The organism is Stieleria bergensis (assembly GCA_007745635.1).
GTDB classification, from domain to species: domain Bacteria; phylum Planctomycetota; class Planctomycetia; order Pirellulales; family Pirellulaceae; genus Stieleria; species Stieleria bergensis.
The window spans coordinates 6,479,679-6,505,554 of record CP036272.1 but is presented as its reverse complement, the minus strand read 5'-3'; the positions used below and the strand labels follow the sequence as shown (position 1 = coordinate 6,505,554).

Sequence of the window (25,876 nt, the reverse complement as noted above, 5' to 3'; positions counted from 1 at the left end):
TTCCTTAGGGAAGGTCAACGACCAAGACTTGGGTAAATAAGAAGTGCAGCGCGAAGCTCATGGTAAAGGCCATTGCCACAATCGCCATGACGGGTTTAAGCATCGCTTGCTTGGGCTGGTTGCCCTGTCGCGTGATCAATGAGCCGCCACAGGCGAGCACAAAGATCGCCGTTGCGGGGACGAAGGTGAGCAACTGCATCTGCATGGCCAGCACGTATAGCACCGTTGTCACGCCGATCGTTAGTAGTGGCGACCAGTTGACTGGGGGTGTGGTCTGATTGGCTTCTTTGGACGCTTCGCCCGAGACTCGCTTTCGAATCACAGCGATGCCAGCCAGCAGGATCGCAGCAGCGATCACCCACTGGGGAAAGTTTGGCAGCGCTGGCGGAGTCCAGGTGGCGACGGCCGCGATTCGACCATCGCGCTGTTTCAGTTCCGCCTCCAATGACTTGCCGGTCAGCGTCGTGTCCTGCAATCGCATTTCTTGTAAACGCTGCTGAACTTCAGGAGTCTTCATGGCCGCGCCAATGGCATCGGCCAGCACCGCGACGCGTTCCTTCGGGGTTCCAAGCGGAGCCCACCAAAACTGCATGTTCTGGCTGATCACGTTGAATCCCTGCTCGGTCGCGGTGGGTAACTCAGGAATGTCGGGATGACGCTCGGATCCCAGCAGTGCGAGCGCTTTGAGTCCGCTTTCGCGAAACTGAACGTATTCGGCAATGGAAAATGCCGAGACCTCGACATGGTCGCCAAGAATCGCGGCCAAGCGTTTCGCACCGCCACCGTTTTGTGTGTAACGAAATTCAGCCCCCTGACGTTCGGCCTGTAGCATCAGCCCCGCAAAATGACTTGGAGCGCCGATGTTGGCCGAGAAAATCATTTCTCCTGGACGCTTGCTCACAGCGTCCATCAGAGCTGGCAGGTCGTCGAATTCCGAGTCCGCGGCCACGGCAATCACTTGAGTTGAGTCTCCTGTCCCAATAATGGGTGTGAATGCTTCAGGTCCGTAAGCGGCTTGACCGGCATGCTTGGCGGTCAAAATTCCCTCATGCAGCAGCAGGATTGTGTAGCCATCTGGTCGCGTGTTCTTCACCCGTCGACTGCCGATCGTTCCCCCCGCACCTGGAACATTGACCATCACCATCGGTTGAGGCAGCAATTCGTTGTCACGGATCGCAGACTGGATGATTCGTCCAAAGGTGTCGCTTCCGCCCCCAGCCGCAAATGGGACGATGACTTTGACCGGTCGAGCGGGGAAGTCGACCTCCGCAGCCCAGTTGACCGTGCAAATCAGCAGCAGCCACACGATCACAACGTAGCGAGGCAAAGTAGATTTCATAAACAGGCTGACGTTGGTGGAAACCGAAAGTTGTTCGCGCTGAATGACAGCGAGAGGACTTGTCGGTTGTTGTGCCGAGGGAAATAGAAGAAAAGGGGACGCGTGCGGTGACAGGGCTGGCAAGATTCTAGGTGAGCGAGCGGCCTATTGTAACCGGCCCCCAGCACGCATTGGTCCGCCAGCGATGCGATTCTCTGCGAATCAGGCACTCTGCCGAGGATTGCCTCGATTCGGTCCCTAGCGGGTGGCTTGCCAGTTGAATGCCTGCTTGGGGCACAAGAATGCTCTTTGCAGCCTGCCGGACGGCCAGCCTGCCAGGACGGTACTGATCAGCAACCCTGTCAATGGTTGCTTGGAAGCCATTTGGGCGGTGTGGGAACGCGGATCTTGGCCAAGTCTCTGCCGCCCAGAGTTTGTTCACTGGCTTGGATATCGGCAAGCTGTTTTTGGGCTTCAGCGAGCATGGCCGCGACTTGTTCAGGGTGCTGTTTGCTAACGTCGGTTTGTTCTTTGGGATCATTGTCCAGGTCAATCAGGACGGGGCCTTTGTTTGACTGCGGGATTTCCTTGACTTCATCGACGTACAATTTCCAGCGGCCCGTGCGAATCGCTTGCAAGGTTCCCCAGCCATGCCACAGCAACAACCACGATCGGGGCGTTTGCTTGCCATCCTGTTTGGTTAACGCAGGCAGCAAGTCGACGCCATCGATTCTGGTGCTGGCGTTTGGGTTGGCTGGAAGTTCTATGTCACAGGCCCGTGCGAGGGTGGGGAAAAGGTCGATTGCAGCGGACAGCAGGTCACTGGTTTGGTTTGGGGGGATCTTTCCTGGCCAGCGAATGATGCAGGGCACGCGGTTGCCGCCTTCGAGTGCGCTCCACTTGAGCCCACGGTAGGGTTTCGCGCTGGCCCATTGTTTTTGCCCGGGCTCAACACCGTTATCTGACAGAAAGACAACGATGGTGCGTTCGCTCAGTGCGTTGCGTTCCAGGGTCTCCAGCAGTTGCCCGACCCGGTGATCCAATTCCTCGACAACATCCCCGTAGGCATCGCGTTTCGATTTGCCTTTCCACTGCGGATGCGATTGGGCCGGAAAGTGTGGTGCTGTCAGAGGAAGGTACAGAAAAAATGGCTGCTGGCGATGTTGTGTGATGAAGCGAATCGCCTGATCGGCGAACTGCTCAGTCAGGAGCCGATTATCGAACGGGTCGGCAACTAATGTGTTGCCTTGCCAAAGTTGTTTGGTTTGGTTGTTGCTTTTATTGAGATAGAAGGTCGTCTCAAAACCTTGTTGCTGTGGAGAGAGTTCAGCGCTATCTCCCAGGTGCCATTTACCAATCAGCGCGGTCTTGTAGCCGGCGGTTTGGAATCGCTCGGCCAGGGTGGTGACCTCTGGTGCCAAGCCGTTGAACGTCTTGATGCCGTAGCCAACGACTCCGCCACGCCAGCCGACACGTGCCGGATACGATCCCGTTAGCAACGCCATTCTTGACGGGGTGCAGACCGTGCAGCCAGCATAGAAATTTGTCAGGCGAACGCCTTGGCGAGCCAGTTGATCCAATACCGGGGTTCGAATCGAATCGCTGCCATAGCAGGAGAGGTCTCCGTAGCCGAGGTCGTCGGCCATGATCAAAATCACGTTGAGAGGACCAGGCTTTGGCTGATCGGCCTGGCTAGGATTGGCAAAGGCAAGCTTAAGCAAAAGGCAGATCAGAAGCAGTCTTAATGGTTGGGCCATTGGGGCGTGTTGTTTCATGATGGGGCGGGGCGGGAGATCAAGTTTCAATTTCAAACCGTTGTCGTTTTTCTCGAGCCACAAACGACTGGGCAAGTTGATCGCCGACGACCGTTTCCGTTTTGGGGTTCCACTGAATTTTGCGACCTAGTCGAGCGGCGATGCCGGCCAGATGGCACGTCGTCAAGGCGCGATGATGGCTGAAAACATCGGAGATCGGTTCCTTCCTAGACGCCACGCATTGGAAGAAATTGTCCACGTGATTGGTAAGTGGTTGATCTTTGTAGGCCGTTTCGATGGCGTTATCAGGCAGCGGATTAGCGGCAAGGTCTTCAACCGGTTTGCCGACCAGTTTGCCTCGATTGACAAAGATGCGTCCTTTGGTGCCTTCGAACAGGATGCCGTTATCGGTGTCGTGGCGAATCGTCAGATGAATACCGTCTTGATAGGTCGCCCGAATGTTGAACTTAGTCGCGGTGTTGTATCGATTGTCGACCGTTGGCTGACCATCCTTAAAGTTGACGGGGTGTTCCACCATGACCGGATCAATCCAAATCGGGCCGGTGTCGGTCTTGTCCATGCCCCAGGTGGCGATGTCAATATGGTGAGCGCCCCAGTCGGTTAGCTTGCCGCCCGAGTATTCGTACCACCAGCGGAACTCATAATGGGACCGAGACCAAGAGCCAATGATATTCGGTGCATCGGCTTTGAAGCGATAATCGGTCATTCCGGCGGGGCCCAGCCAGCGGTCCCAGTTCAAATGTTTGGGAGCTGTTGCCGCGGGAAGTTCAGGGCTTTCCGGCGCACCACCGATGGCACACTGGACGTGCTTCAGTTGTCCTAGTCGCCCGTCACGAATCATCGCAATCGCTTTGACAAACTGCGGTGTGCTACGTTGTTGAGTGCCAACTTGAAAGACCGCGCCGGTTTTGCGTGCCGTCTCACAAATGAGCTTGCCTTCGTCGATGGTCAACGTCATGGGCTTTTCGCAATAGACATCTTTGCCAGCCAGCATGGCTTCGATGGCAAGCTTGGCGTGCCAGTGATCTGGCGTGCTGATATGAACGACATCGATTTTCGGATCGTCAATGATCTTGCGATAATCAGCCGAAGCACCTGGTTTGCTGCCTAGCCAGCCGTTGACAACCTCCTGAGCTCGTTCCAGCCGTTGTTGATCAACATCACAGACGGCGATGATGTCGCCGAACTTGGGGAATTCTTTTCCAACACCGTATCGGCCTTTGGGATCATGAACCCGTTTATCCCAGCGCACGCCACAGCCGATCACGCCGATCCGTGGTCGATCGTTGGCGCTTTGAAAGCCCAGTGCTCGCGGGACAGTGCCAGTGCCCAGCGAGGTGGCGGCGATGCCTAGTGAAGTCGCAAGAGCACCGCGACGACTGATTCGATGTTGCTTGGTCATGATGTGGTGATAGTGGTTCAGTGGAATAGCGGCGACGATTGATTCAGGGGCTTGATCGCGCCGGTTTGTGGCATGTTCATGCGTGACATTTTGAGGTCCAGATCACCATCGTGTTCGGCCGGGTTGCCATAGGCGGGGCGTAATCGTTTTTCGCTGAGTCCAGTGATCTTGTGTTGGGCAAGTTTGTCTGTCAGCCATTGAACCAATTGCCTGCGATCGCTGCTGGACAGTGCTTCCGCGTCCTCCGGTGGCATCAGCCTAACGAAGACTTGCTCCTGCACGCGTGTCAGCAACTCAAGACGTGCTGGTTGATCAAGTTGATGCAGTTCGTCGAGTTGCACGTCGCCTTCGGCCACATCCTTGTTGTGGCATTCAACGCAAGACTGCTCGATCAGTTGAGCCACTTGCGGAGGCAAGCCGATGGAGTCATCGGCGGGAAGCTTCGCAGCGCATTGCATGAACATTGCCAATGCGATCGGGAGCGTAAATCGCAGCAACCGATCGCCGGGCAGTGGTGGTGATTGATGTTTTCTAAGGGGGCGCATTGGGCGATTTCGTTCTTTCAATCTGCCGTCGGACACTGGTTTACGGACCGGTGCGCTTTTGGGGTGATGTCTGGTTTGACGCCGCGTCCCAGACCATCACTTCCGTCACGCCTGATCTGGCTCGACCGCGGTTGGTGAATAAGATTCTTAGCTTGCTGGTCTTGGCCGTTGGGAAAGTGGCGACATTCCACTGGCTGCCGGCGGGTTCTTTGGGCGATTGGGTGAGGTTTTTAATCGGTTGCCAGCGCTCACCCTGCCACACTTCTAGATTGTATTCGATGGGCCGCTGAACGCCGCCGCGATCGTCGTAGATGGCTAAATCAACTTGTTTGAACTGAACCGTTTTGCCGAAGTCGATTTGCAGCCAGTCGACTTCGTTTGGAGACTCGTAACTGGTCCAGCGGTTGGTCGGGGTGGGGATGAAGTTTGTGATGCCATCAATCGCAGACTTTGGCACTCCACCGAAGCGGTCATGGTAGCTGGCGGTCGCCTGGGGGAATTCGCGAGTGCCGTCGTTGTAGGCCAGGTTGCCCTGTGGTTGGGGCAGCGATTGCAGTGGCAGCAGAGCGTCGCCCCAGGCTTCCAGTTCCGTAAGCCCTGAGAAGCCCCCGGCTGAATGCACCAGCGTTGCTCGCAGTTTCCGAGTTTCAATCGGTGAGAAAGTTAGCGTCAGCGGCTTGTGTCCAGAGATTTTGCCCGCTGTCATTTGACGGTTCAGTTCCTGCCACCCGTTGTCGGTCCAGTATTCAACGCGAATCGATTGCGGCACTGCGATTGGGCTATCAGGAATGTCGCTGTCATCCAGCGGGTAAAGCTTGACGGTGTGAAGCGTTCGTTGGTTGCCAAAATCAACTTCAATCCAATCAGTTTTGTGGGGTGATCCTTGGCAGGTCCAGCGATTGGGCGGGTGCAGCAGGTACCAGTGGTTTCCATCGTTTAGCTTGGCAAGCGAAGTGCCGCTGGCTGTGTAGCTGGCGGTGATTCTTGGATAGTAGGTTCCGTCGTTGTTGACGGCAAAGTTGGTGGCGATTGGTTTGGATCGATCACTCGCACTGGGGCGACCGGTGGGACGATTGGGGACGACGTCTGCGATCAGCAGTGGTTCTAATTGATCGGAACCGCCAACGCGCTTGCCATCGACCAAAACATGAAACCCTTTGCCATGCTGATAGCGAGTGCCTTGCTTGTCCCAGACAAGACTGATCAAGTGACCACGGTAAGGCACTTGATCGAGCGCAAAGTAGTCCCAGTCAGCTGGCGCGAGCGGATGCAATTGCAATGTGTCATCGTCTCGCGGAATCAGTCCCGCCAGTCCCGTGATCACAAGGTCGCAGTAGCCGCTATGTAGGTAGTGTTCGGAATGGTTGTAGGCATCATGGCCTTCAAACGAACCGGTGTCGGGGTGTAAGGCTTCGGCCAAGTAGGGCTTGCCATCTTTGCGGTGCGAGCGAGCATAGATGCCGAGCAATTTCGTGTAGTCCGCGGGGCTAAGCGTGTGACTGTCGGACTGCAGTGCGTTGGCAAGTGCCTTCAATGTCTGTGTGGTTGCATAGGGCCAGGATTGACCGCTCCACCAGCAGCAGGATTTCTTGAGCAGAAACATTGGGTCATTCCGCTCTACCGTCGACGGACCGAATTCCGCATAGAAACCATCGGTGTCCATTAGCTTTTTCCAGGCGACATCGTAGGGTGAGTTGCCAGGAATCAAATTGAATTGCCATGGAACGTAACCGACAAGTTCACGACCGTGTGGGTCGCCGGCGAATTGCCCACTTTCATACGTTCGCGTCAACGCCTTGAGCCGATGGCCGTCACGTTCTTCGTCATTCTTTAGGATCGGAAAAAAGAACTGTCGACGCTCGTCCCACATCAGTTCCAGCATCTTGCGTTTGATCTGGCGAGCTTTGTCATCGTACTGCGTTGCCAAGTCGTTGTTGCCAGCAAGTTTGGCGATTCGAGCGATCGCTTTCGCGTCTGCCCACATGTAGGCATTGAAAGAGGGACGGTAGCTAGGCGCGCCGCGAAGAATGTCTTTGGTCTGCCGGCTGTTGATATTAAATTCCATGCCGTCATCATGGCCTGTTTGCCAGAATAGACCGACTTCGGGCACAAAGTGACGCTGCTCCCAGCCCTGATAGTTGTTGACCAAATCCTGGAGGAGATCGACCAGAAAGTCCTTGTCGGGATGGACTTGATGCACCGCCCAAATCGAATCGGCTAGCCAGGTGGAATAGTTTCTTGGCTGCGCTCCTGGAGTGCGAAGCCAGTAACGCGAATAGTCGTTGGCAATCCGAGGCTGACGCAGCCAACGAGCTTCATAGAGTTGATGTCCCGCGGGACAGCTGATCGCGCCGTAAGCTCCTGACCAAAAAGGACGATCAATGAACTCCGTAAACGAATAACCCGTGTTCGGGCTGGCGTAAGTAAGGTGCTTTGTCAGTAAGTCCCAGCGGTAGTAGTAGGTCGTCGTGATGTCCGCATCGGAGCACTCAAAGAAAGGGATGTTCTGTTTGTACCAGTCAAAGTCCTTGTTGTACCACCAGGTTTCGCGTTCCAATTGCTGATCTTGATCAAGGATCTGTGCACTGGCAAGTTGAATCAGGTTGGCCAGGAAGAGGCAGGTCAGCAAGACACGCGTGGTCATCAGGAATCAATGGTGGTGGGGAACCGAGTGGAAATCCGAATCACCCATTGTAATTGATTGCCGATCGAATGTCTGGACACAGCCTCGCAGTTCGCGCTGACACCAAGCGATTGTTGACTCGCTGGATTCTCGCAGTCGGGGGAGCATCGATTCGATGATCAAGGTGATTCGATGATCAGCTGATTGTGTTCCGGATGAATGTCACTTGATGCATCGCCCACAATCTTTGCGTCTGGATTTTTTGTTGTGATCACGTTGTTGGTGATGGTTGGATTTCCACGCAGGCTTTTGACTGCAAACGCCACGTTGTGAAACTCGCTGATCTGATTCTCCGTTGCCGTCACGGTCGCTTGTTCGGCATAGAGTCCATGGCGCCACCGCTGAATTTGATTGTTTCGTACGATCAGCTTTGCATCGGGCAGCGCCCAAATGGCAAAGTTTGGTGGTCCGCCGGGACGCACTGCAATGCCGTTGATAACGTTGTTGTCTGCTTGCAGATTTCCCGCGACGCGAATCCCGGCAACACCTCCGCCGCGGATCGTGTTGCCTGACATCTGAACGCTGGCTCCCGCAAAGATCATCACAATGGGAGGCAAGCCTGTCTCCCGAGACAACTGGTTATTAACGAGTCGAACGTTCCAGCCGCTATGGATGCCAACGGCGACTAACTGATTGTTGTTCACTCGGTTGCCAATGACGGTGGCAGTGCCGTTTTCGCAAGCTTCAAAGCCGATGCCAGCGGTTTGATTGTCGTGGCAGTGATTGTTGATCAGAGTTGTGTGTGCATCGCTCTGTTGGCCAATGCCAGCTTTTTGATTCTGAGAGCACTCGTTGCCGATGATGGTCGCAGTGGCGTGGTCCTGCGATCCGATTCCCGCTAGCAGGTTCTTATAGCACCGATTGTTGCGGATGATTGGCGCGGCGTGCTCCTCGGTTCCGATCCCAGCCATGTCGTTTTCATAGCAGTCATTGTCTTCGATGATGGGCTTGGTCGCTGCGCCAGATCGAGTTCCTATTCCAGCCCTGCGATTTCGGTAGCAGCGATTGCTGCGGACCACCGGGCAAGCGCCTTCGCTGATGCCGATGCCAGCGCGGATATTTTCGTAACAGTGGTTGTTGGTGACTGTCGGGCTGGCATTTTCATGGCCAATGCCGGCGTAGAAGTTTTGAAAGCAGGTGTTTTCGGAAATCAATGCACGAGAGCCGTTCATCGAGGCGATCCCGGCGCCCAAATTCTTGAAGCAGGTATTCTTGGTGATGCGAGGAGCGGCTTGCGGGCCAGAGATTGCAATCCCACTGTAACCGTTGTGATGAACGATGTTGTTTATGACTCTGCAGGAGACATTGGTTGCATCGATCCCTGGAGTGCCGGGTTGACCAATGTGTTGATGGTCCTGTTCGTTGCCCTGTGTCGCGTGATGCTTCTGCCAGGCACTTTCATCGAAAACGCCGACGTTGCGAACGGTAAAGCCATCCAGAGTGGAGTGATCAGCCATGGTCACCCCAGCACCTTGGCCAGTTTTGCCACCACCATCGAGAATGGTGGTTTCGGCGCGATGCAGACTTGATTTGCCCGGCGAGTCGTCGCCAACGCTCTTGAGCGTGACGCCACGTTTCAGTTTGATCCGTTCATGATAGATACCGCCTGCGACCATGATGGTGTCGTTTGCTTTGGCGGCATCAATGGCTGCTTGGATGGTTGGATAGTCGCTGGGGACCAATAACTGATCGGCAAACGAGTGCTGAGCAAGGGCAAGCAGTGTCAACGCAACAGTCATGTGGCGACGCAGGATGTTTAGCATGGGGAAAACGCCTTAGAGTCGGTTCAGGAGTGCTAATCGCTGGGAGCCAATCTGCGTCAAAACGCAGGCGCTCTGTGCTGATCCGTTTCATAACGGGGATAAGTGAACGTTGCAGCATACCAGAAATCGACCACCAAGCATCATTTCAAGAGATTCTTGGCGGCAAGGAGCGTCCTGCGAGATGGTCTTCAGTTCCTTGCTAAAACATGCTGCGCTTCTTGCAGATAGATTTGCCAGACTAATCGGCGGGTCGGAAACCAGTCTGATCGTGGGTCAACCGGGCCGATGTCACTCTCGTTTTGGGCAGTTTCGATCCATTGACGCGCCAGTTTCTGCTGTCCCATCTGTGCATAGCAGAGAGCGGTGAGTGCAGCATGACCCTCACAATGAACCAGTGCTTCCTCGTATCGTTGCGCGCGAATCAGGCAAGGAGTCAAGGCCGTGGCGAAATAGCTTGACGAGCTGTCCCGGGCAATGGCCTTCTCTGCGATCTCGACCATTCGTTCTGGCTCAATCAGTGAATGGTTTCCCAGGGCAAGGATTCTGGCAATCTGAAACTGCGTTCTTGGGGTCTGGCGATCGATAGGCCTGTCAAGCATGATGCGGCAGATCCTCTCATACTCAGCTTGGTTCTTCGTGATCAAGCTCCAAGCGGCCGCGCCGACCTCTAAGCAGAGTTCCTGTTCCTGATTGCCAAGTGCATGTCGACCTTGTTCCCAAATCGGCAGTGACATGTCAATGCTCTGATGACGATCCCACTCCTGCCAGCAAGAGGTATCAAGTCTTTTTAGCCAGACGTAGGCGTCCTGATTGGGAAACGCATCGGTTAAGAGGCGGTACTGTTCGATCGCTTCGTCCCACTTGGCTAGTCTCTCGAATTCACGGGCACGTCCCAAGGACACGGCACGATCCAAGGACACGTGCCTCATTCCCCAGCGATGAAGCAGCTGTGTTGTTGTCAGCGCCATTTCACTAGCCTCCCACGTCACGCGTCCCGAGAATAATTCCGCGAGTTGTCGCGCATCCTCGACAGGCTGTCGATCATTGTCAATGAGCTTGTGCAAATCAACCACGCTACTCACATTTCCCTGGCGTCCACCAGCGGAGACCACAATGTGTTTCTGGTCAGGAGATAATTCAATGTCGACACCATCGCTGTTGATTGTGAGCGGCGGGCAAATCATGAACCCACTGGTAGTGTCCCAGAATCGCAACTGTTCATCCTTGCTGGAGGTGATGATCAGGCTGGAGCGTTGAGCGTATTTCGCCTCGTTGACGCCGGCGGGATGAGAGAGCGGAGGGCTCTGCAGTGTGCCATCACGCCAGTTCCAGCATCGCACGATTCCATCGTCACATGCTGTTAAGAGTTGTTGGCTATCGTCACTAAATTGGATGCTGCCGATGTCGGCGGGATGCTCCAGGGTGCGAAGCCGTTCACCTGAAACAAGATCCCAGACCGAGGCTTTATTTCTGGAGGTCGTTGCGACAAATTTAGTGTTGGCTGAGATCGATGAATGGCTCGTCCGCTGGTCCGTTGGTAACGTTCGAGGCTTTTTGTCGAGGCTCGTTAAATCCCAAATCTGGGCCGAAGAGTCATAGCATGTCGTGATTAGCAGATGTCCGTTCTGGCTGAAACGCAGGCAGTTGCCGCGACGAATACCTTCTCCGCCCAGCCACGGATACTTTGCAGAGGGATCAACGTAGGCGTTAGTGTGTTGATGGCTTCTCAGCATCAATTGCTGGCCAGAGCCATGTGTTTTCTGCGTAAGAAGTTTCAGGCTGGGGCTCTGGCCGTCGCGAAATTGTAACAGTCCAGAGGTGCAAGCAACGACGAAGTTTTTCCCTGTGGGGTCAAAAGCGATGGCTCGTGGTTCCTTGGGGAGTGCGATGGATGGACCTTGCTGATCACCCGTCCTCCAGTTCCATCTTTTTAGTTCCTTGTTGATGTCAGCGGTGACAACGGAGTTGCCATCCGGTGTGAATGTGGCGTCAATGAGCAGATGACCTTCATTGAGTCGTTGGCTGATGGGGAGGCCTGTGCTGGTTTCGAAGACCTGAGCACTGTCGACCGTCCCGCCGATTCTGGCAGAACCGCAGATCAGAATTCGAGATCCATCGCGGCTGAGTTTGATTCGGCTCTTCCGGCCACCAATCGTGATCTGCTTGCGATAATCCAGGTCGGGTTCGACGTCCCACAGGCGTACGAGACCGTCTCGCTGTGCGGTAATGAGTTGCTTTCCCTGCTGAGAAAAACGTGCGAAACGCACCCAGTCAGAATGCTGCAAATTGACTGGCTTTGATGGCGCGTTATCGAACCGAATGAGCCGGACGATATGATTGTCCCGACCCGCAGCAGCCAGCATGGAGCCATCTGGTTTGAAGCTGAGGTCTGAAAAATGGTGACGCGTGATGTTGCTAAACAGGATGGGCTGGCCGTTGTCAGTATTCCAAACTTGCAAATGCTTTGGCCCACTGACCGCGACGCGCTTGCCATCCGCACTGGCGGCGATGCCGCTGATGACAGATGGGGTTGGAAAGTGATGGATGTTATTGAGCCCCTGGATGTTCACGATGTCGGCGCTTCTTGGTCTCGCGGTCACTAAAGCATCTTCTTGCAGCGTAAACGCGGGTAAGCAGGGTGCGTAGTCGAAGAAGACACGTGAGTGGTGTTCGATGAATTGGCCTGGCCCCACGATTGCTTGTTGATTCAACTCGAAAAGCCGCAGCTTTTTGCTGCTCAAGCTAACAGCGAGCTGGCTTCCCGACGGCGAATACGTCAGTGCAGTTACATGGTGAATCAGTTCGCGTCTTGGGGAGGAAAATGATTCGGCGGGCACATCCCAAAAATGTAGTCCTGTCCCGCCAATCGCCAGTTGTCGACCATCGGGAGAAAACTGTACGGCGGTAATAGCCTCGCCCGCGAACACAGGCAGAGGGTCGTCCCACTTTGTGGCGTTAAACAACAGAGCATTGCCGTCGACGAGCCCGATTGCGAAGTGTTGCTGGTCGGGACTCCAGGCAACGCAGTTGGCACGAGACTGCAACATCATCATTGACTGCGTGTTGAGGTCCCAGACTCGACAGTTTCGGCCGAGCGTCGTGGTCGCGACATACCGGCCACAGGGAGACACTTCGAGCGTTTCAATGGGCTCCCCATCATGCCAAAGCATCCCTGTCAGTCGTGGTGTGGAGTTCAGGAATGCTTGAGTTCGAACCTGGCTGTATTTACGCTGTTGAGAACCTAACTCTGCATGAAACGAGGCATTGGAGAACCAAAGCGCCGCAAGAGCAGGATCGCCGTTCTCAAAGGCGACGTTGCCCTGTTTGGTGTGCATCTTGAAGGCCGCTTGCCGGGCGTTCACGACTGCCGTGTGTGTTTCGTTTAGTGCAGAGTTGACGCGGTTGTAACCGATCAGCATCGATACCCAGAGCGTGACCAACAAAATCAACGAAATTGCCGAGAGCGATGCAACTTTCTGATTCCGAATGGCCCAGCGATAGCACTTTCCAATTCGACCGATCGGGCGCGCAGAGATTGGGCGATGCTCGAGAAAGCATCTCAAATCATCCGCGAGTTGCCGAGCCGTTGCGTAGCGGTCAGCAGGCTTCTTCTGTAAGCACTTCAGGCAGATTGTGTCCAAGTCGGTTGGAATGCTGCCACGAAGACTCTTGGGCCCGACGGGCTCGCTGTGCAGCAATTGCTCAACGATTTTCTCCGTGTCACCTCGAAACGGTCTTTCCCCGGTCAGTAGTTCGAACAGCGTGACCCCGAGCGAATAGAGGTCAGAGCGAGCTTCGATTCCAACGCCGGTGCTCGAGGCCTGTTCCGGAGGCATGTAAGCGGGCGTGCCGACGGGGCGGTGATGAATCGTCATGCTCGGTTGACTATCAATCAACCGAGCTAAGCCAAAGTCAACGACAATGGGCTCGTTGTTGCGATCCATCATGATGTTGGATGGCTTGATATCGCGATGCACCACACCGTGGTCATGCGAATGATCGAGCGCGTCGGCAATCGCAGCGACAATCTTTGCTGCCTGACGCACGGTGATCTCGCGATCTTTAGCCCACATCGACAGCGAGACGCCATCAATGAAGTCGGTGACGATGTATCGATGATTCTGATGCTCGCCGATCTCGTGAATCGAGACGATGTTGGGGTGTGAAAGCCTCGCTGTAAGCCGAGCTTCTCGATACGCTCGATCGGACTCATCCGCCTCAAGAAACGGGAGGTGAGAAATCTTGATTGCAACGACCCGCTGAAGACGACGGTCGCGCGCTTTCCAAACACTCCCAAACGCCCCCATGCCGATAGGCTGCAAAAGTTGGTAGTTGGGAAGGTGAAAGTGGCTGATGATGTCGCTTAGCGGTTGCCGTTCAGAGAGCGAAACATTGGCCGATTGATGATCCGATTCAATGGTGCTTGCCGAATCAATTGCCCCGATCAATTCTTTGGGATTCGAGAGTGGCTCTGCCGTACGATCCTCCGGCAAGGGGCCAAAGACTGGATCCACGCCCCCGTTGCTCTGCTTGTCCGTCGGTGTTTGGTCAGCCGTGTCATACACCAGGTCAGGTAAGTGACACTCCAAAGCGTCATGCGAAGGATCGTCAAATCGAAGCAACGAATAGACTTCGTCATAGAGCTCCTGATCGCCTTTCACTTGTTCACGCAGCCACGGCTCTTGTTGGTTGCTAGAAAGATCAACCAGCGCTAAGAAAAGCTCTCGGACCTGCTTGGAGTCGTGCCCTTTCATGCGCTTGATGACTCACTGCTCTCAGCACCACGTAATTCCCTGTAGAGCCAAGCCTTGCCGTATCGCCAGTCGTTGACGACCGTTCGCGCTGAAATGCTGAGTTGCTTACCGATTTCTTCATGCGTGAACCCGCCAAAGAACTTCAGCTCGATGATCTTCGCCACACGCGGACTTTGCTCTTCAAGAACGCGCAGGGCGTCATCAAGTTCAAGGAAGTCAATCGCGTTGCGCGGATCAACGATCGACGGCGGGAGCTCTTTGCCTCGGCCATGCTTGCCGCCTCGTTTCAGGCAGTTCTTGTGACGGGCTCGGTCGACCAGCAAACGCCGAATGATGGACGCACCTAAGTTGATGGGTCCTTGCCGCTCAGAGCAGGGGTCCTGCTGTTGATGAAGCATTTGCATGTAGGCATCATTGGCCAACAGTGTTGGCTGCAAAGAGTGCCCCGAAGCTTCCCAACGCAATGCCCGTTTGGCAATGCGATGAAGTTGCTGATAGATCGAGAGATTAACTTCCGTGTGCCCCACTGAAAACTCCTCCAGATGCCTAGCTCGTTGAATGTTTTTCCCGCGGTCAACGTGAACACCAGCGAGACGTTTGAAAGGTGACTCGATTGCCCGCCGGTCGCCCCAATTTGTCACGTCGTGAAGTCACATCACCTGTTGCGTCTCATCGGGTGTTTCCGATTGTGGCAGTCCAAGTCGCTGCCAAGACGATCTTGATCCACTGCAGCCTGCCCAACCGAGCTCAAGAAAAATTCTCGAGCTTAAGAAAAACTCTTGCCCTTTCGATGCGTGTTTGTCGCATCTTGTTTTAGTGGTGTTTGCAATATGTGCAACATTGCAAGTTTTTAAATTTCGGGAATCACCATCTTTAGCTGTTCAGAATTGGCATCGCCAAAGTTGACCGGCTCACGAATCGTGAAGCGTGCTGATTCCTACTTTTCTGTTTCGACGATCTTCGAGGAATTAGACGTGAAAAAATCCGTTTGCTTGATGTGTGCAACGTTGTTGGCCCTGTTTTCGACCAGTCTCTGCTCGGCGCAGGTGGTGCCCTTTTTGTCCGCTGGCAGTGGGAATGAATACAATCCGTTGACTGCTGAGTTTGCTGGAGACGGCATCACTACTTACATGGGGAAGACGCTCAATTTAGGCCTGGCAGTGCCGTTTGAAATCACCGATCCAAACGATCCCGATTTTGGTAATCCATTGGTTCAGGGTTGGACGGGAAAAGCAACCATCATTGCCGCTAACGGAGATACCATCGAACTTGCCGGCGGCGGAAGAATCTTTTTGCAACCGTTGCCAAGCGGATTGTTCACCGCCACCTGGAACGGGGACTTCGCTGTCCAGGATATCGACGGAGATGGCAAGGCAGGTACGGGACGATTCAGTAACGTAAAGGCTGCCGCTGAACCGCTTGCCGTGACGGCGATTAATGATCCCTTCAACATCGTTGTGAGCCCCGGAGACATCTGGTACTACGACTTCACCATCGCCGGTGAAATTGATCTGGGTAAGGCAGGTAACTAGCCCGCATTTGAGACTGCTCTTGCTTCGTTTGGCACGTCCCGCGTCACTGTATCAACCGGACGATTTCACAGCCAAACCAAGTCGATCTGCGCCGGAACGGACTCCGGCGTTTTTCGTTGGATTGCGAACGATTGCTCGGCCCATTTCTTGCCCCTGTTTGGAATGACTCTGACCGAACTGGTCTTGATCTGGGCTGCCAATCTGATTCTTCATGAAGACCTTCCGACCACCAGCACCCGAGTGCCTGTGGCGGTCGAAAGGGGCTGGCACGTCCAGTGGCGTCTGCCAGCGAATCACGCCTGACAGTGAGTCCACTCTAAGTGTCTCACGAGGCATCTGAGAATGACTGATCTTTGTCGCAGAGAGCACGAACATTCATTGAATGCGGTGTCTCCGGCGAGACTCAAAAAGGATCCTTGGGCTCACTGTAAACCCTAACGCTCGCTTAGCGTCGGTAGGCACGCTTGTGTTGACCGCTTTGCTTGTGCCAGCATGGTCTCGCCTGACTGCTGTCCGCCATTAATAGGAACCATGAATCTGCATCGTCCATCAAGGACTGATTCGCATTCGAAGGTGAATGTGGCGTCGATTCCGGCGTTGTGCGGCGCGGTGTTTGATGGAGCTTGAATTTGAAAAGGCGGCTGCCTACCGTTGCCCTGAGCACTTGAAATGTATCCCTCTCCGACCTGATTGCGTCTGTTGTGGCGCAGTTTGATGGCATGACAAGTGTGGAGCAGTTGATGGACCCAGTTGATGGGGTTTGTTTTGTCGCAGTGGTGGGATGATGGTCCGTCGGGCCGATCGGAACACGATCGATGACAAAGCCGGTTAGCAGCCTGCGAACGCGTCAACGTGATTCGTCATCAAGTCATGCAACAGCATTGAACCGGAATTCATGCTAGGTGTGACATGGCGATGAACTTTCATCTGGCCGATCGCGGAATGCTGATTTTGAGACCTAAGATTGTCAGTGAGAGAGAGAAGTTTGGTGCGAGGAGATCACTGGAAATGTGAGCAAGCGTAGAGACGAATTCTCCCAGTTTTCCCGACTGTGTCTTTACGACTCCAGTGTGACTTTACGGATCGAATCATGGTTTGCCCACGCGTCAACACGGCAACGGGCGCGATGATTGCAACGAAGTGAAGAATATTTGCATGCCAATGGCAAAGATTGGCGCTCCCGATGCGAATGCGTTTCCAACGCCGGATGTAACCAGTAGACGTGCGTGTGCCACGGCCCGCTGAAATAAACTTACTGAAAGTACTGAATGGGATAACGAACGCTCCAATGAGTCATTTACGGAAAATCGTTTGCGTGGTCGTCTTGGTTGGCCTGACGGGTTGTGACAAGCTGCGAGTCGTTAATAGCCAGAGGCTAATGATGGACTTGCAACGAGAGCAAACTTGCTACAGCAAGGCCAAGGAACGCGGCAACTATGAACTTGCAGCCGATCACGCATGGAATGCCGTTCTGATTTGCGAACAGATGGGCAGGGATAACTGGAGCGAGCAGTTCCGCACGCTTGCCATGGGCTTTGAGAAGCTATCGAATGAGAGGAGCGTGCCGATCCTCTGAGCATTCTTCAGGCCTGCAGATCAGCCAGGCTCATCCGATCGGTTGGGCAGATCATTGCCCCGCTAATGACCGCGTTTAGAAAGGATCAAGCAAGTCAGCGTTTCGTTGACATGCATCAAAAAGCCTGACCGTGCATCAGTTCCTTCGATGTCACGGCTTTGCGGTGGTTGCATCATGTGGACGTTGATTTGATGCAATTCGTACCGAAGTTTAATCAGGGCCATCTTTCCAAAGCTTTCGTCACTTTTGTACGGATCTGTTTTCTGCTTAATCGCACCCACGTGTTGGACCGATTGCAAAAATTGCGAATGGGGACAACGGCGTCTCGAAAATAGCACGGCTTGCTAAATGAATCGTCAGCGTTTGCTCGATGTAGGCGAACCTGTTTTTGGTGACGATGGGGGCTTTCTCATGAGTTGCTCTGCTGACCCGGAATACAGTTCCACCCCCCAGGCTGACTGGAGTCGAAGTCCGGACTGAGTTGACGAATCCGGTATTGTAAATTGCACCGGTAACCGATTCCACAGCCGCGCGGGGAGGCTTCTGGTTAGCAACCAAATGAAGCTAAGTGCCCAGCGTAACTCCCACGCGTGTAAAAAGCGGTCGCGAGGCAACCGTCGAACGTGGCTGAGACGCGGATTTCGGTTTCTAGACGCTTCAGGCTGATCTGGCGACGATTCCGGTCGGGCTATTGCGAGAGAGTTTCTCAATCGATTGAACTGACTTTTTATTGCTTAACGAACTCATGCAACTGGAATCGCTGATTGAATTGGCTGACGAATCGCTTCGCGAACGAACTCGGATCTTAAAAGCCGCGGGCGGGGAAATTCGGGGCGAGCTTGTCCTGTATTGGATGCATGCCTCGATTCGTGGTTCGGAGAATCAGACGCTATCGATGGCGATCTTTCTTGCGAACCGTCTGCGGTTGCCGTTGCTGGTCTACCAAGGTTTGTCGGAACGTTATCCGTATGCGTCCGACCGCCACCACTGGTTTATTCTGCAGGGTGCGAAGGATGTACAACAGCAGTTCACAGAGCGTGGAATTCCCTACGCCTTACACGTTGAACGCCCTGGGCATCGGGAGCCATTCCTGCGGAGATTGGCTGAGCGGGCGGCGATCGTCGTTACTGAAGACATGCCAGTGGAGCCGCTGCGAAGCTGGCGGAGAAAGCTTTGCCAGAGTGCTCGCGGTCCCGTGTTGGCAGTCGATAGTGCCTGCGTTGTCCCGAGCAAACTAATTGGTCGAGCCCACGATCGTGCGTCAGCCTTTCGCGCTGCAACCAAATCACTCTATGCCACCCGCATGACCCAGCAGCCGCTTGAGCTATCACTCGATCACAGTCGTTCGATTACGGAGATCGAACGACCGTTTCAGCCGGTTGACTTGCAAGTGACAGAGATCGCTGATCTGGTCGCTGAGTGTCAGATCGATCATTCTATTGGACCGGTGACGCATACTGTCGGCGGTTCCACGGCCGGCTATCATCGCTGGAATCTTTTTCAGCAGCATTCGATCTCTCGCTACCATCGCCTTCGCAACGATCCACTAGAGGGTGGTGTTAGTAGGCTGTCCCCCTATTTGCACTTTGGCATGGTGGCTGCGACCCGGATTGCTCGGGAGGCATCCGCAAACGGATCAAAAGGGGCGCAGAAATTCCTTGATGAATTGCTCATCTGGAGAGAATTGGCCTACGCTTTCTGTCATTACCGCACAGATCACCGGCGACTCTCAGCGATTCCAGAATGGGCACGTCAAACACTAGCTGACCATGCTGGAGACCGTGATGCGTTGTTGCCATGGGAACAGTTGGCGCGAGGCAGGACGGGGGACTCGCTGTGGGATTCCGCTCAGCGGTCACTGCTCATACAGGGTGAATTGCACGGCAACATGCGGATGACCTGGGGCAAAGCCTTGCTGAACTGGACGCCCGATGCAAAACAAGCGTTAGCGATGATGATTGATTTGAATCATCGTTACGCGTTGGATGGTCGTGATCCCGCTTCTTACGGTGGTATCCTCTGGTGCCTCGGACAGTTCGATCGCCCCTTCTCTCCTGCACAACCTGTGTTTGGAGTTGTGCGCGAACGCTCTACCAAGCAACATGCAACGCGACTAGATCCAGTCCGTTATCGCCAAAGAGTCACACGCAGTTTGTGGGAGAGCACTCCATCGATCGGAGTCGTTGGTGCGGGGGTCTCCGGTTTGATGTGTGCACGGACTCTGATGGATCATGGCTGCCAAGTGCAGGTCTTTGAAAAGAGTCGCGGCTATGGTGGACGGATGGCAACGCGGCGTTCGGGCGAATCCCTCCAGTTTGACAATGGTGCACAGTATTTCACGGCGAGGGATAAACGCTTCGTTCGGTATGTCAAGTCTTGGGAACAATCAGCGGTTGTGCAAAGTTGGGACGGAACCATCGTGACGTTGAATCAGGGCACCGCGACACCAAAGGCGAGTGATCCGCGGCGATATGTGGCGACGCCAAAAATGAACGCTCTGGGAAAGCACTTGGCCGAAGACCTGTCCGTGCATTTGAACACCCGAGTTCAGGCCGCCAAACGCTCTGGCGATCAATGGCAGTTCCAATCAGCGACGGGTGAGAACTTGGGAACCTTCGACCAGCTCGTGGTGGCTGTTCCTGCACCACAGGCTTGTGAATTGCTACACGGTTCTCCCTTGCTGGCCAAGCAGGCCGCCAGTGTCAGTATGACAGGCTGCTGGGCGATGATGGTTGCTTTTCAGAGGCCGCTGGAAGTTGCGTTTGATGGTGCGTTCGTGCAAGACTCCATCCTCTCCTGGATCGCCAAAGACTCAAGCAAACCCCAGCGCGGCAAGCGTTTGGAAACCTGGGTGTTGCACGGTTCGACAGATTGGACCGAGCAACACCTTAACGACTCTCCCGTTTCAATTGGCCTGCAATTGCGTGAGGCATTCTGGAAAGCGCTGGGCATTGCTTCGATCGATCCTGTCACAGAGGATTTGAAGCTTTGGCGATTTGGCATTCCCACGAATCCCGTTGGGGAAACATCGCTATACGATCCTGACGCCGGTGTGGGAGCTTGTGGAGATTGGTGTGGCGGACCTCGAGTCGAGGGAGCGTTTCTAAGTGGGGTTTCACTCGCCGGACAAGTGCTGCGTCAACTTGCAATTGAGCGCGGGGTAACACCCGATTTTCCGGTTCAACCGAGCTTGTTTTGAGCGTTCTTGAAAATTGGCGATCGCGATCCCGTCTTCGTTTGGGGTAATCCCACCTGGGAGTCCTCGGCCAGCAGGATTGCCCGAGCCCTAATATTCCTCTCGGGACGACTCAAACAAATGCGTTGTCAGGTGGTCTGAAGATCAATGAATCAATCCCATGGAGATGCAAGTTGCGATTTAGTGGCGATGAAATTGATGCGGCGCGGGAGCTGCGTCGGGTTGGCCTGCCTTGGACGCCGGCGGTAGGACATTATGTCTTCGATGAATTGAAACAGTATGACCGTCCGTCGCCCTTTCAGGACGGTGTCTACTTTGTTCTTAATTATCAATACTTCATGCGAGACATGGGAGGTGAGGAGCGATTTCAGCAATGCATGCTTTGGCTTCCTACATGGGAGGACGCTCGAGAACTCTTGCGAGAACTGGAGGTCCCTGAACGCGAAGTTGCAGAGGGGTTAAGGAAACAGCACGCGATGGAGGCTGGTATTGAACGCTTGGCTCTTTATGCGATGCTACTGGACCGCTTGCGCGGTGCCGCCGAGTGACACTTACTCGCTAGTGAAACTGCAGCTGTTTAATGATTGCTTCCGCGGTTCTGCGGCCGCTGGACATTGCTCCATTGATCGATGCGTTCTCACGATAGTCCCCGCAGACGAACAGATTGTCGCGAACGTGGGCCGGTTGCTGGGGTGGGTTGAAGTACGGCGACGCTTGATTGGGCAAGGCTTCAGGAATGTAATAGGTTCGTAAGTGCTGCCAGTCATCCACTTGATCACCAAACCATTCTTTCAGTTCGCCCATGAGTTGCTGGCGATCTTCGTTGCTGTTGATTTGGGATAGTGCCGTGACGGAGACCAGAGACTTGCCTGGGGGCGCGTATTGAGGTGCGATGTCGCTGGGGACGCAGAGGTTGTTGATCAAACCGGAACCAGTGCCATTGAGTGCCAGCATGGGATGCTTTAGTGGCGACTGGGGAGCTGAAAAGTAACAGCAGTTCACCGATCGTGGTGTGCGATCGGTTGCTAGTTCTGGAACCAGCTTGGCGGCGGCTGACTGGTCGGTGGCGATGACGACACGAGAGTACCGAAGTGACTCGCCTTGCTGTGTCACGATTCGATCGTTTTCGATTGCTGCGACAGGGGCATTGAGTTGGATGCTTTGACTCTGCAGCTGTGACTTTAGTTGTTCTGGAAGTGACTGCATGCCTCCGCTAGGCAGTGTTGCATCCCCTTGGCTGAACATTCGGAAGACATATAGAAACATTCTGTTGGATGTTTCTAGTTCGCTTTCGAGAAAGATGCCGCCGAGAAACGGTTTCATGAATCGCTCAATCATGATCTCACTAAATCCACGCTGGCGTAGGTCCCTGAGAGTCGATTGTTCAGGCCACGAAAGGATCTCTTCAGAGGGACCTCGACTGACATCCAGTCTCAGCTTGCCGATGCGAAGCTTATCTGCCAGGCTCCCCACCGCGGCTCGGGCTGTCGCGAAAAGAGCTGACGGTTTCCTCCAGGGATCAACCAATCTTTGCATGCCACGCTCGGTACGGATCAAAGCGCCGGGTTGAAATGGCTGTAGATCAAGCGCTTCGGCGTCAATGGAATTTAATTCGGGATACGAGGTCAAGAGAACTTGGAAGCCACGGTCAAGCAAGAAGCCGTCCAGCTGATCGGTTCGAATTCGGCCGCCCACCTCATCGGAGGCTTCCAAAACAAGCGTCTCAAGGCCTGCGTTCTGTAAGGTTCTGGCACAGCTCAGTCCAGCCATGCCAGCCCCGATAACGATCACTGGATTCGTCATGACGATTGACCTCATGTCGCTGCGCAATCGCAGCAGTTGACGTGACTTAGGAGTACAGCAATTGGGATTCGATGTTTGCTAAGCGAAAACTGTTCTGCATGATCGTGCGCTCACCGTTCGAAATCTTGGCGCTGAAATCAAACAGGTCGTCCGTGTGCTCGTTCAATCGCACACGCACGGTCAGCACGTCGCCCGGTTTGGCGAAGCTGCGATATTTTGCATGCGACACTCGCACCAACACGCCTAACGCATAGGGATTGAATCGCGGGTCGTGCGTGTTGTATTGCTCCATGGGGTTGTAGCGAGCTGCGATCAAGATGCCCGCGGACTGGGTCGAGAGCTCCTGCATCATGGCACCTGGGAAAATCGGTGCACCTGGGAAGTGCCCCGGCAAGAAGAACTCGTTACCGGTCACAGTCTTTTCTGTCGTAATCTCCTGGTCGGACAACGACACAATGCGTTCAACAAGCAGGTAGGGAGATCGATGATGGAGGTAGTCTTCGATTCGATCGAAGGAGTGCTGGTGAAATTTTGTCATTGCGTCGGATTGAGTGACAGCCAGGAGGTGTAGTAGCGCGCAACAAAGCGTCCCGTTTGTCAGACGGTAGGAGTTGATCCCTGATTTGGCTAGTGCTGAATTCGCAATGTCCGGCAACCTGTTGGGGGGAACACGCTCAAGTCAGGCCGATTCGTTTGCCGGTGGGCGAAATGGGCTCTGTTGCTCCTGCGAAGCGAATGGCTCAGCGGGTTTGCTCAGCGGGGCTGGTTATCGTCTCGCTGGCCGTTTGAGGCCGCTGGCGAATCTTTTTGCCTTTTGAGCGCAAGCCTAGCGGGGAATCGGGCTCTCATCAAACAGAGAGATTGATTTCACCAACCCCAACATGATTCCTGGAAACAGATCGATGCCTTTACCACTGATTATTCTTTCAATCGTCGTCGTTGCTTTAGTCGCCGGGACATTCCTTATCCCATCGCCCTCAGTCGCCCGCTCGGTGCGAACGGTCCTGCTTTTGGCTGCGGCTGCGTTCTGTGGGTATGGCTTTTTGGCTAGTTTTGAGTTGCCTGGCATGATGTGGAAAGCCGCTTACGCTGCTCTCGGTTGCGGTGCAATTGCTGGGGCGGCGCTACCTTGGCTCCGCAGCAAGCCTGCGAACTTGATTGCCTAAGCATTCCGGGGCGGCGATGCTTGCTTGCCCTGACCAGGGTGCTGTGAACGGTTACACTGGGGAAGTCTCACACGTTCCCAAACAGCCGCACAGTAGGTTCTCGATTCATGAGATGTCTTACCACGATTCACCCCGCTGGACTCATGATCTTTGTCGCATCTGCGACCTTGTTCTTCTCTGCTTCGCCTGTGGTCGCAATTCAGAATCAAGCGAGTGAGAAGCGGCTGGTCGTTCAGTCGACACGATCGCCTGTCATCGAACTGCGAGCCTTCTTGGATCGCCCCAAGAGCGACCGAGCAGAGTTGGCGACGCAGCCCTTTGCTCAGGTGCCCCTGACCAAGAAGCAGGCTGCGGTTGCCAAAGAACTCTTGTGGAATGACTACGTCAAGAGAGAGCGTGGCGAGCGAGCAGCAGAGTTGAAGTCCAGCGAAGTCAAGATCGGTGACCTGCGGATGCCGTTTGTCTATCAGATTTTTGGTCGCAAGCCAGCCAGTGGCCGCAGTCTTTACATCTCCATGCATGGCGGAGGCGGCGCGCCGAAACCCGTTAACGATCAGCAGTGGGAAAACCAAAAGCGGTTGTATCGGCTCAACGAAGGTGTGTATCTGGTTCCGCGAGCACCCACCGACTCGTGGAACCTGTGGCATCAAGCTCATGTCGATCAGTTCTTTGCTCGATTGATTGAAGACATGATCCTGCTAGAGGACGTTGATCCGAATCGCGTTTACATCATGGGATACTCCGCCGGTGGTGATGGCGTCTATCAACTGGCCCCGCGAATGGCCGATCAGTTAGCTGCCGCTTCAATGATGGCGGGGCATCCCAATGAGACATCGCCATTGGGGCTGCGCAACTTGCCGTTCACCATTCACATGGGTGCACTTGATAGCGGATACGACCGCAACAAAAAGGCAAAGGAATGGGAGGCGAAGTTAAGCGACTTGCATCGTCAAGATCCCGATGGCTACATTTATCAAGTGACATTGCATCAAGGCAAGGGGCACTGGATGGACCGTCAGGATGCTGTGGCTCTCGACTGGATGGCAAAGTACACGCGTCAGGCATTCCCCAAGCGAATCGTTTGGAAGCAAGATGACGTGGTGCATCCTCGTTTCTATTGGTTGGCTGTCGACCCTCAGCAAATCAGTGCACGTGCGGAGGTTCGAGCCAATCTTGAAGGCCAGCAGGTGACTTTAACGACCACTGACGCCAAGCAGATCACCGTGCGTTTTAACGACAGCATGGTCAACCTTGATCAGCCAGTCGTTGTGAAGTCTGAAGATCGCGAGCTGTTTCGCGGCCGAATTCCACGCACCATCGCCACGCTCGCCAAAACGCTTTCAGAGCGACGTGATCCGACTTCACTGTTCTCCGGCGAAGTGACGTTGGATCTTGAGTGAGCATTGCATGAAACGTTCTGGCGAAACTTCTGTATGTCCGCATCGCTGCATGTAGCTTTGATTCCACCCAATCGCGTTCTGGATTTCGGCTTGTTAAAAGGTGACGCATTAATGAAAGGGGACGGTCATTTTTTGATCAGCTTTTGTACTCGTCTCCCATTCGACGGTGTCACTAACCCTGCATTGTCATCGTAGCTCTCTTCGTTGCTGTTTACTCGTGATTCGCCGCGAGCCATTGGCTGTTGGACGCATCGAGTTATCAGGAAACTTAGTGTGCTGAAGAGAATCACTAGGCACAGCACGACGCAAGTTGCCTTGATCATCAGATCAAACATAAAGAAGAGATGCTTGCGGTGTTGTGAGTGCTCCTTAGTATGAAATTCGGGGCCAGTGTCGAGGATGAGGTTATGTTTGGAGTTAGTTGCTTGCCTTCTCGCGATAAGGACCTTTGGGTTTGATGCGTTACTGAGAACTTTGGAGGATTGTCGATCGTTACGCATGATGGTCAGGCATTTTATTAGAAGCGAATCGCGCATGGATTTTGAAGACGCGATATCCCGTGCGTTTTATTCGATGATGACTTGGGAAGACCGCTGTCTAAGGAAAGGAATCAGATGATCCGAGTTTGATTCTGGGCATAGCAAACAGAGTCTGACCGTCGCCAATCTTGCACCTGATTACCAAGCGATGGCTCGCATGGAAGCGGGCCAAAGCGTCACACTCCGAGAACAATCGTTCCGAAGAGTTTCTCTTAAGCACTTGTAGGTGCGGATAGAATCGGGGCGAACCATGACGTGTTTTGACTGCTCTCGTTCCGTTGCTCTTAAAGCTGTTGGCGGCAACACAAGTTCGTCCGGCCATGATTGCTCTGTCAATTCACATGCTCAACGAAGTCGTCCGCTGACGACACCGTATTCGACCTCGAAATCATGAATCCGCCCTTAGGTGCCAAGGCCAAAGACC

Annotated in this window: 18 protein-coding genes; 7 read left to right on the top strand and 11 right to left on the bottom strand. The window is 54.3% G+C overall.

Features of this window, described 5'->3' with window-relative positions; translation table 11 throughout:
• Window positions 1-4: 4 nt before the first annotated feature.
• The 8 genes from SV7mr_RS22735 to SV7mr_RS22700 all read right to left on the bottom strand — a co-directional run bounded on the left by SV7mr_RS22735 (window position 5) and on the right by SV7mr_RS22700 (window position 14,767).
• A complete protein-coding gene (locus SV7mr_RS22735; RefSeq protein WP_145277020.1) occupies window positions 5-1,339 on the bottom strand; it encodes a Bug family tripartite tricarboxylate transporter substrate binding protein in 1,335 nt (444 codons plus the stop codon).
• Between the two features lie 341 nt (window positions 1,340-1,680).
• The gene (locus SV7mr_RS22730) at window positions 1,681-3,093 is read right to left on the bottom strand and encodes a sulfatase-like hydrolase/transferase (protein ID WP_145277018.1); all 1,413 of its coding nucleotides are present in this window, start codon (window positions 3,091-3,093) and stop codon (window positions 1,681-1,683) included.
• Window positions 3,094-3,112: 19 nt separating this feature from the next.
• On the bottom strand, window positions 3,113-4,495 hold the full coding sequence (locus tag SV7mr_RS22725) for a Gfo/Idh/MocA family protein (protein ID WP_145277015.1): 1,383 nt from the start codon (window positions 4,493-4,495) through the stop codon (window positions 3,113-3,115).
• A 17-nt stretch (window positions 4,496-4,512) separates the two neighbouring features.
• Window positions 4,513-5,040: a c-type cytochrome domain-containing protein gene (locus tag SV7mr_RS22720; RefSeq protein WP_419187798.1), complete on the bottom strand. Its 528-nt coding sequence runs from the start codon at window positions 5,038-5,040 to the stop codon at window positions 4,513-4,515.
• A gap of 40 nt (window positions 5,041-5,080) precedes the next feature.
• Entirely contained in the window at window positions 5,081-7,684 is a 2,604-nt protein-coding gene (locus tag SV7mr_RS22715) for a discoidin domain-containing protein (protein ID WP_145277013.1), read from the bottom strand.
• A gap of 158 nt (window positions 7,685-7,842) precedes the next feature.
• Window positions 7,843-9,486: a right-handed parallel beta-helix repeat-containing protein gene (locus SV7mr_RS22710; RefSeq protein ID WP_145277011.1), complete on the bottom strand. Its 1,644-nt coding sequence runs from the start codon at window positions 9,484-9,486 to the stop codon at window positions 7,843-7,845.
• A 188-nt stretch (window positions 9,487-9,674) separates the two neighbouring features.
• Complete coding sequence (locus SV7mr_RS22705) at window positions 9,675-14,240, bottom strand: WD40 repeat domain-containing serine/threonine protein kinase (RefSeq protein WP_145277009.1); 4,566 nt, start codon at window positions 14,238-14,240, stop codon at window positions 9,675-9,677.
• Window positions 14,237-14,767, bottom strand: a complete 531-nt coding sequence (locus SV7mr_RS22700; protein WP_419187797.1) for an ECF-type sigma factor — start codon at window positions 14,765-14,767, stop codon at window positions 14,237-14,239. The genes SV7mr_RS22705 and SV7mr_RS22700 overlap by 4 nt, the downstream gene beginning before the upstream one ends.
• Before the next feature lie 447 nt (window positions 14,768-15,214).
• On the opposite strand from SV7mr_RS22700, the gene SV7mr_RS22695 reads away from it, so the two are divergent.
• The 3 genes from SV7mr_RS22695 to SV7mr_RS22690 all read left to right on the top strand — a co-directional run bounded on the left by SV7mr_RS22695 (window position 15,215) and on the right by SV7mr_RS22690 (window position 17,348).
• On the top strand, window positions 15,215-15,772 hold the full coding sequence (locus SV7mr_RS22695) for a hypothetical protein (RefSeq protein ID WP_145277007.1): 558 nt from the start codon (window positions 15,215-15,217) through the stop codon (window positions 15,770-15,772).
• A gap of 162 nt (window positions 15,773-15,934) precedes the next feature.
• Window positions 15,935-16,075, top strand: a complete 141-nt coding sequence (locus SV7mr_RS25705; RefSeq protein ID WP_419187796.1) for a hypothetical protein — start codon at window positions 15,935-15,937, stop codon at window positions 16,073-16,075.
• A 985-nt stretch (window positions 16,076-17,060) separates the two neighbouring features.
• Complete coding sequence (locus SV7mr_RS22690; protein WP_145277005.1) at window positions 17,061-17,348, top strand: hypothetical protein; 288 nt, start codon at window positions 17,061-17,063, stop codon at window positions 17,346-17,348.
• Window positions 17,349-17,410: 62 nt separating this feature from the next.
• Here the strand turns inward: SV7mr_RS22690 and SV7mr_RS25700 are convergent, their stop codons facing one another.
• A complete protein-coding gene (locus SV7mr_RS25700) occupies window positions 17,411-17,572 on the bottom strand; it encodes a hypothetical protein (protein WP_419187795.1) in 162 nt (53 codons plus the stop codon).
• Between the two features lie 521 nt (window positions 17,573-18,093).
• On the opposite strand from SV7mr_RS25700, the gene SV7mr_RS22685 reads away from it, so the two are divergent.
• Together SV7mr_RS22685 and SV7mr_RS22680 are read left to right on the top strand one after the other, a co-directional pair.
• Entirely contained in the window at window positions 18,094-20,547 is a 2,454-nt protein-coding gene (locus SV7mr_RS22685; RefSeq protein ID WP_145277002.1) for an FAD-dependent oxidoreductase, read from the top strand.
• Window positions 20,548-20,717: 170 nt separating this feature from the next.
• Window positions 20,718-21,092: a hypothetical protein gene (locus tag SV7mr_RS22680; RefSeq protein ID WP_145277000.1), complete on the top strand. Its 375-nt coding sequence runs from the start codon at window positions 20,718-20,720 to the stop codon at window positions 21,090-21,092.
• Window positions 21,093-21,102: 10 nt separating this feature from the next.
• Here the strand turns inward: SV7mr_RS22680 and SV7mr_RS22675 are convergent, their stop codons facing one another.
• The gene (locus tag SV7mr_RS22675) at window positions 21,103-22,347 is read right to left on the bottom strand and encodes an NAD(P)/FAD-dependent oxidoreductase (RefSeq protein WP_419187794.1); all 1,245 of its coding nucleotides are present in this window, start codon (window positions 22,345-22,347) and stop codon (window positions 21,103-21,105) included.
• A gap of 46 nt (window positions 22,348-22,393) precedes the next feature.
• On the bottom strand, window positions 22,394-22,885 hold the full coding sequence (locus tag SV7mr_RS22670) for a 3-hydroxyacyl-ACP dehydratase FabZ family protein (RefSeq protein WP_145276997.1): 492 nt from the start codon (window positions 22,883-22,885) through the stop codon (window positions 22,394-22,396).
• A 364-nt stretch (window positions 22,886-23,249) separates the two neighbouring features.
• Here SV7mr_RS22670 and SV7mr_RS22665 point away from each other — a divergent pair, with 364 nt between their 5' ends.
• Both SV7mr_RS22665 and SV7mr_RS22660 read left to right on the top strand, forming a co-directional pair.
• Window positions 23,250-23,513 carry a spore germination protein gene (locus tag SV7mr_RS22665; protein ID WP_145276995.1) on the top strand — a complete coding sequence of 88 codons (264 nt, stop codon included), beginning with the start codon at window positions 23,250-23,252 and terminating at the stop codon, window positions 23,511-23,513.
• 107 nt (window positions 23,514-23,620) lie between these two features.
• A complete protein-coding gene (locus tag SV7mr_RS22660; RefSeq protein ID WP_145276993.1) occupies window positions 23,621-24,913 on the top strand; it encodes an alpha/beta hydrolase in 1,293 nt (430 codons plus the stop codon).
• The last annotated feature ends 963 nt before the right edge of the window (window positions 24,914-25,876 follow it).

Excerpts from the sequence above, each read along its gene's own strand:
- SV7mr_RS22705 (WP_145277009.1), bottom strand. The coding sequence starts at position 14,240 with ATGAAAGGGCACGACTCCAAGCAGGTCCGAGAGCTTTTCTTAGCGCTG.
- SV7mr_RS22675 (WP_419187794.1), bottom strand. The coding sequence starts at position 22,347 with ATGACGAATCCAGTGATCGTTATCGGGGCTGGCATGGCTGGACTGAGC.
- SV7mr_RS22730 (WP_145277018.1), bottom strand. The coding sequence starts at position 3,093 with ATGAAACAACACGCCCCAATGGCCCAACCATTAAGACTGCTTCTGATC.
- SV7mr_RS22690 (WP_145277005.1), top strand. The coding sequence starts at position 17,061 with ATGAGTCATTTACGGAAAATCGTTTGCGTGGTCGTCTTGGTTGGCCTG.
- SV7mr_RS22665 (WP_145276995.1), top strand. The coding sequence starts at position 23,250 with ATGCCTTTACCACTGATTATTCTTTCAATCGTCGTCGTTGCTTTAGTC.
- SV7mr_RS22720 (WP_419187798.1), bottom strand. The coding sequence starts at position 5,040 with ATGCGCCCCCTTAGAAAACATCAATCACCACCACTGCCCGGCGATCGG.
- SV7mr_RS22710 (WP_145277011.1), bottom strand. The coding sequence starts at position 9,486 with ATGCTAAACATCCTGCGTCGCCACATGACTGTTGCGTTGACACTGCTT.
- SV7mr_RS22735 (WP_145277020.1), bottom strand. The coding sequence starts at position 1,339 with ATGAAATCTACTTTGCCTCGCTACGTTGTGATCGTGTGGCTGCTGCTG.
- SV7mr_RS25700 (WP_419187795.1), bottom strand. The coding sequence starts at position 17,572 with ATGGCCCTGATTAAACTTCGGTACGAATTGCATCAAATCAACGTCCAC.
- SV7mr_RS25705 (WP_419187796.1), top strand. The coding sequence starts at position 15,935 with ATGACTCTGACCGAACTGGTCTTGATCTGGGCTGCCAATCTGATTCTT.
- SV7mr_RS22715 (WP_145277013.1), bottom strand. The coding sequence starts at position 7,684 with ATGACCACGCGTGTCTTGCTGACCTGCCTCTTCCTGGCCAACCTGATT.
- SV7mr_RS22670 (WP_145276997.1), bottom strand. The coding sequence starts at position 22,885 with ATGACAAAATTTCACCAGCACTCCTTCGATCGAATCGAAGACTACCTC.
- SV7mr_RS22685 (WP_145277002.1), top strand. The coding sequence starts at position 18,094 with ATGCAACTGGAATCGCTGATTGAATTGGCTGACGAATCGCTTCGCGAA.
- SV7mr_RS22725 (WP_145277015.1), bottom strand. The coding sequence starts at position 4,495 with ATGACCAAGCAACATCGAATCAGTCGTCGCGGTGCTCTTGCGACTTCA.
- SV7mr_RS22660 (WP_145276993.1), top strand. The coding sequence starts at position 23,621 with ATGAGATGTCTTACCACGATTCACCCCGCTGGACTCATGATCTTTGTC.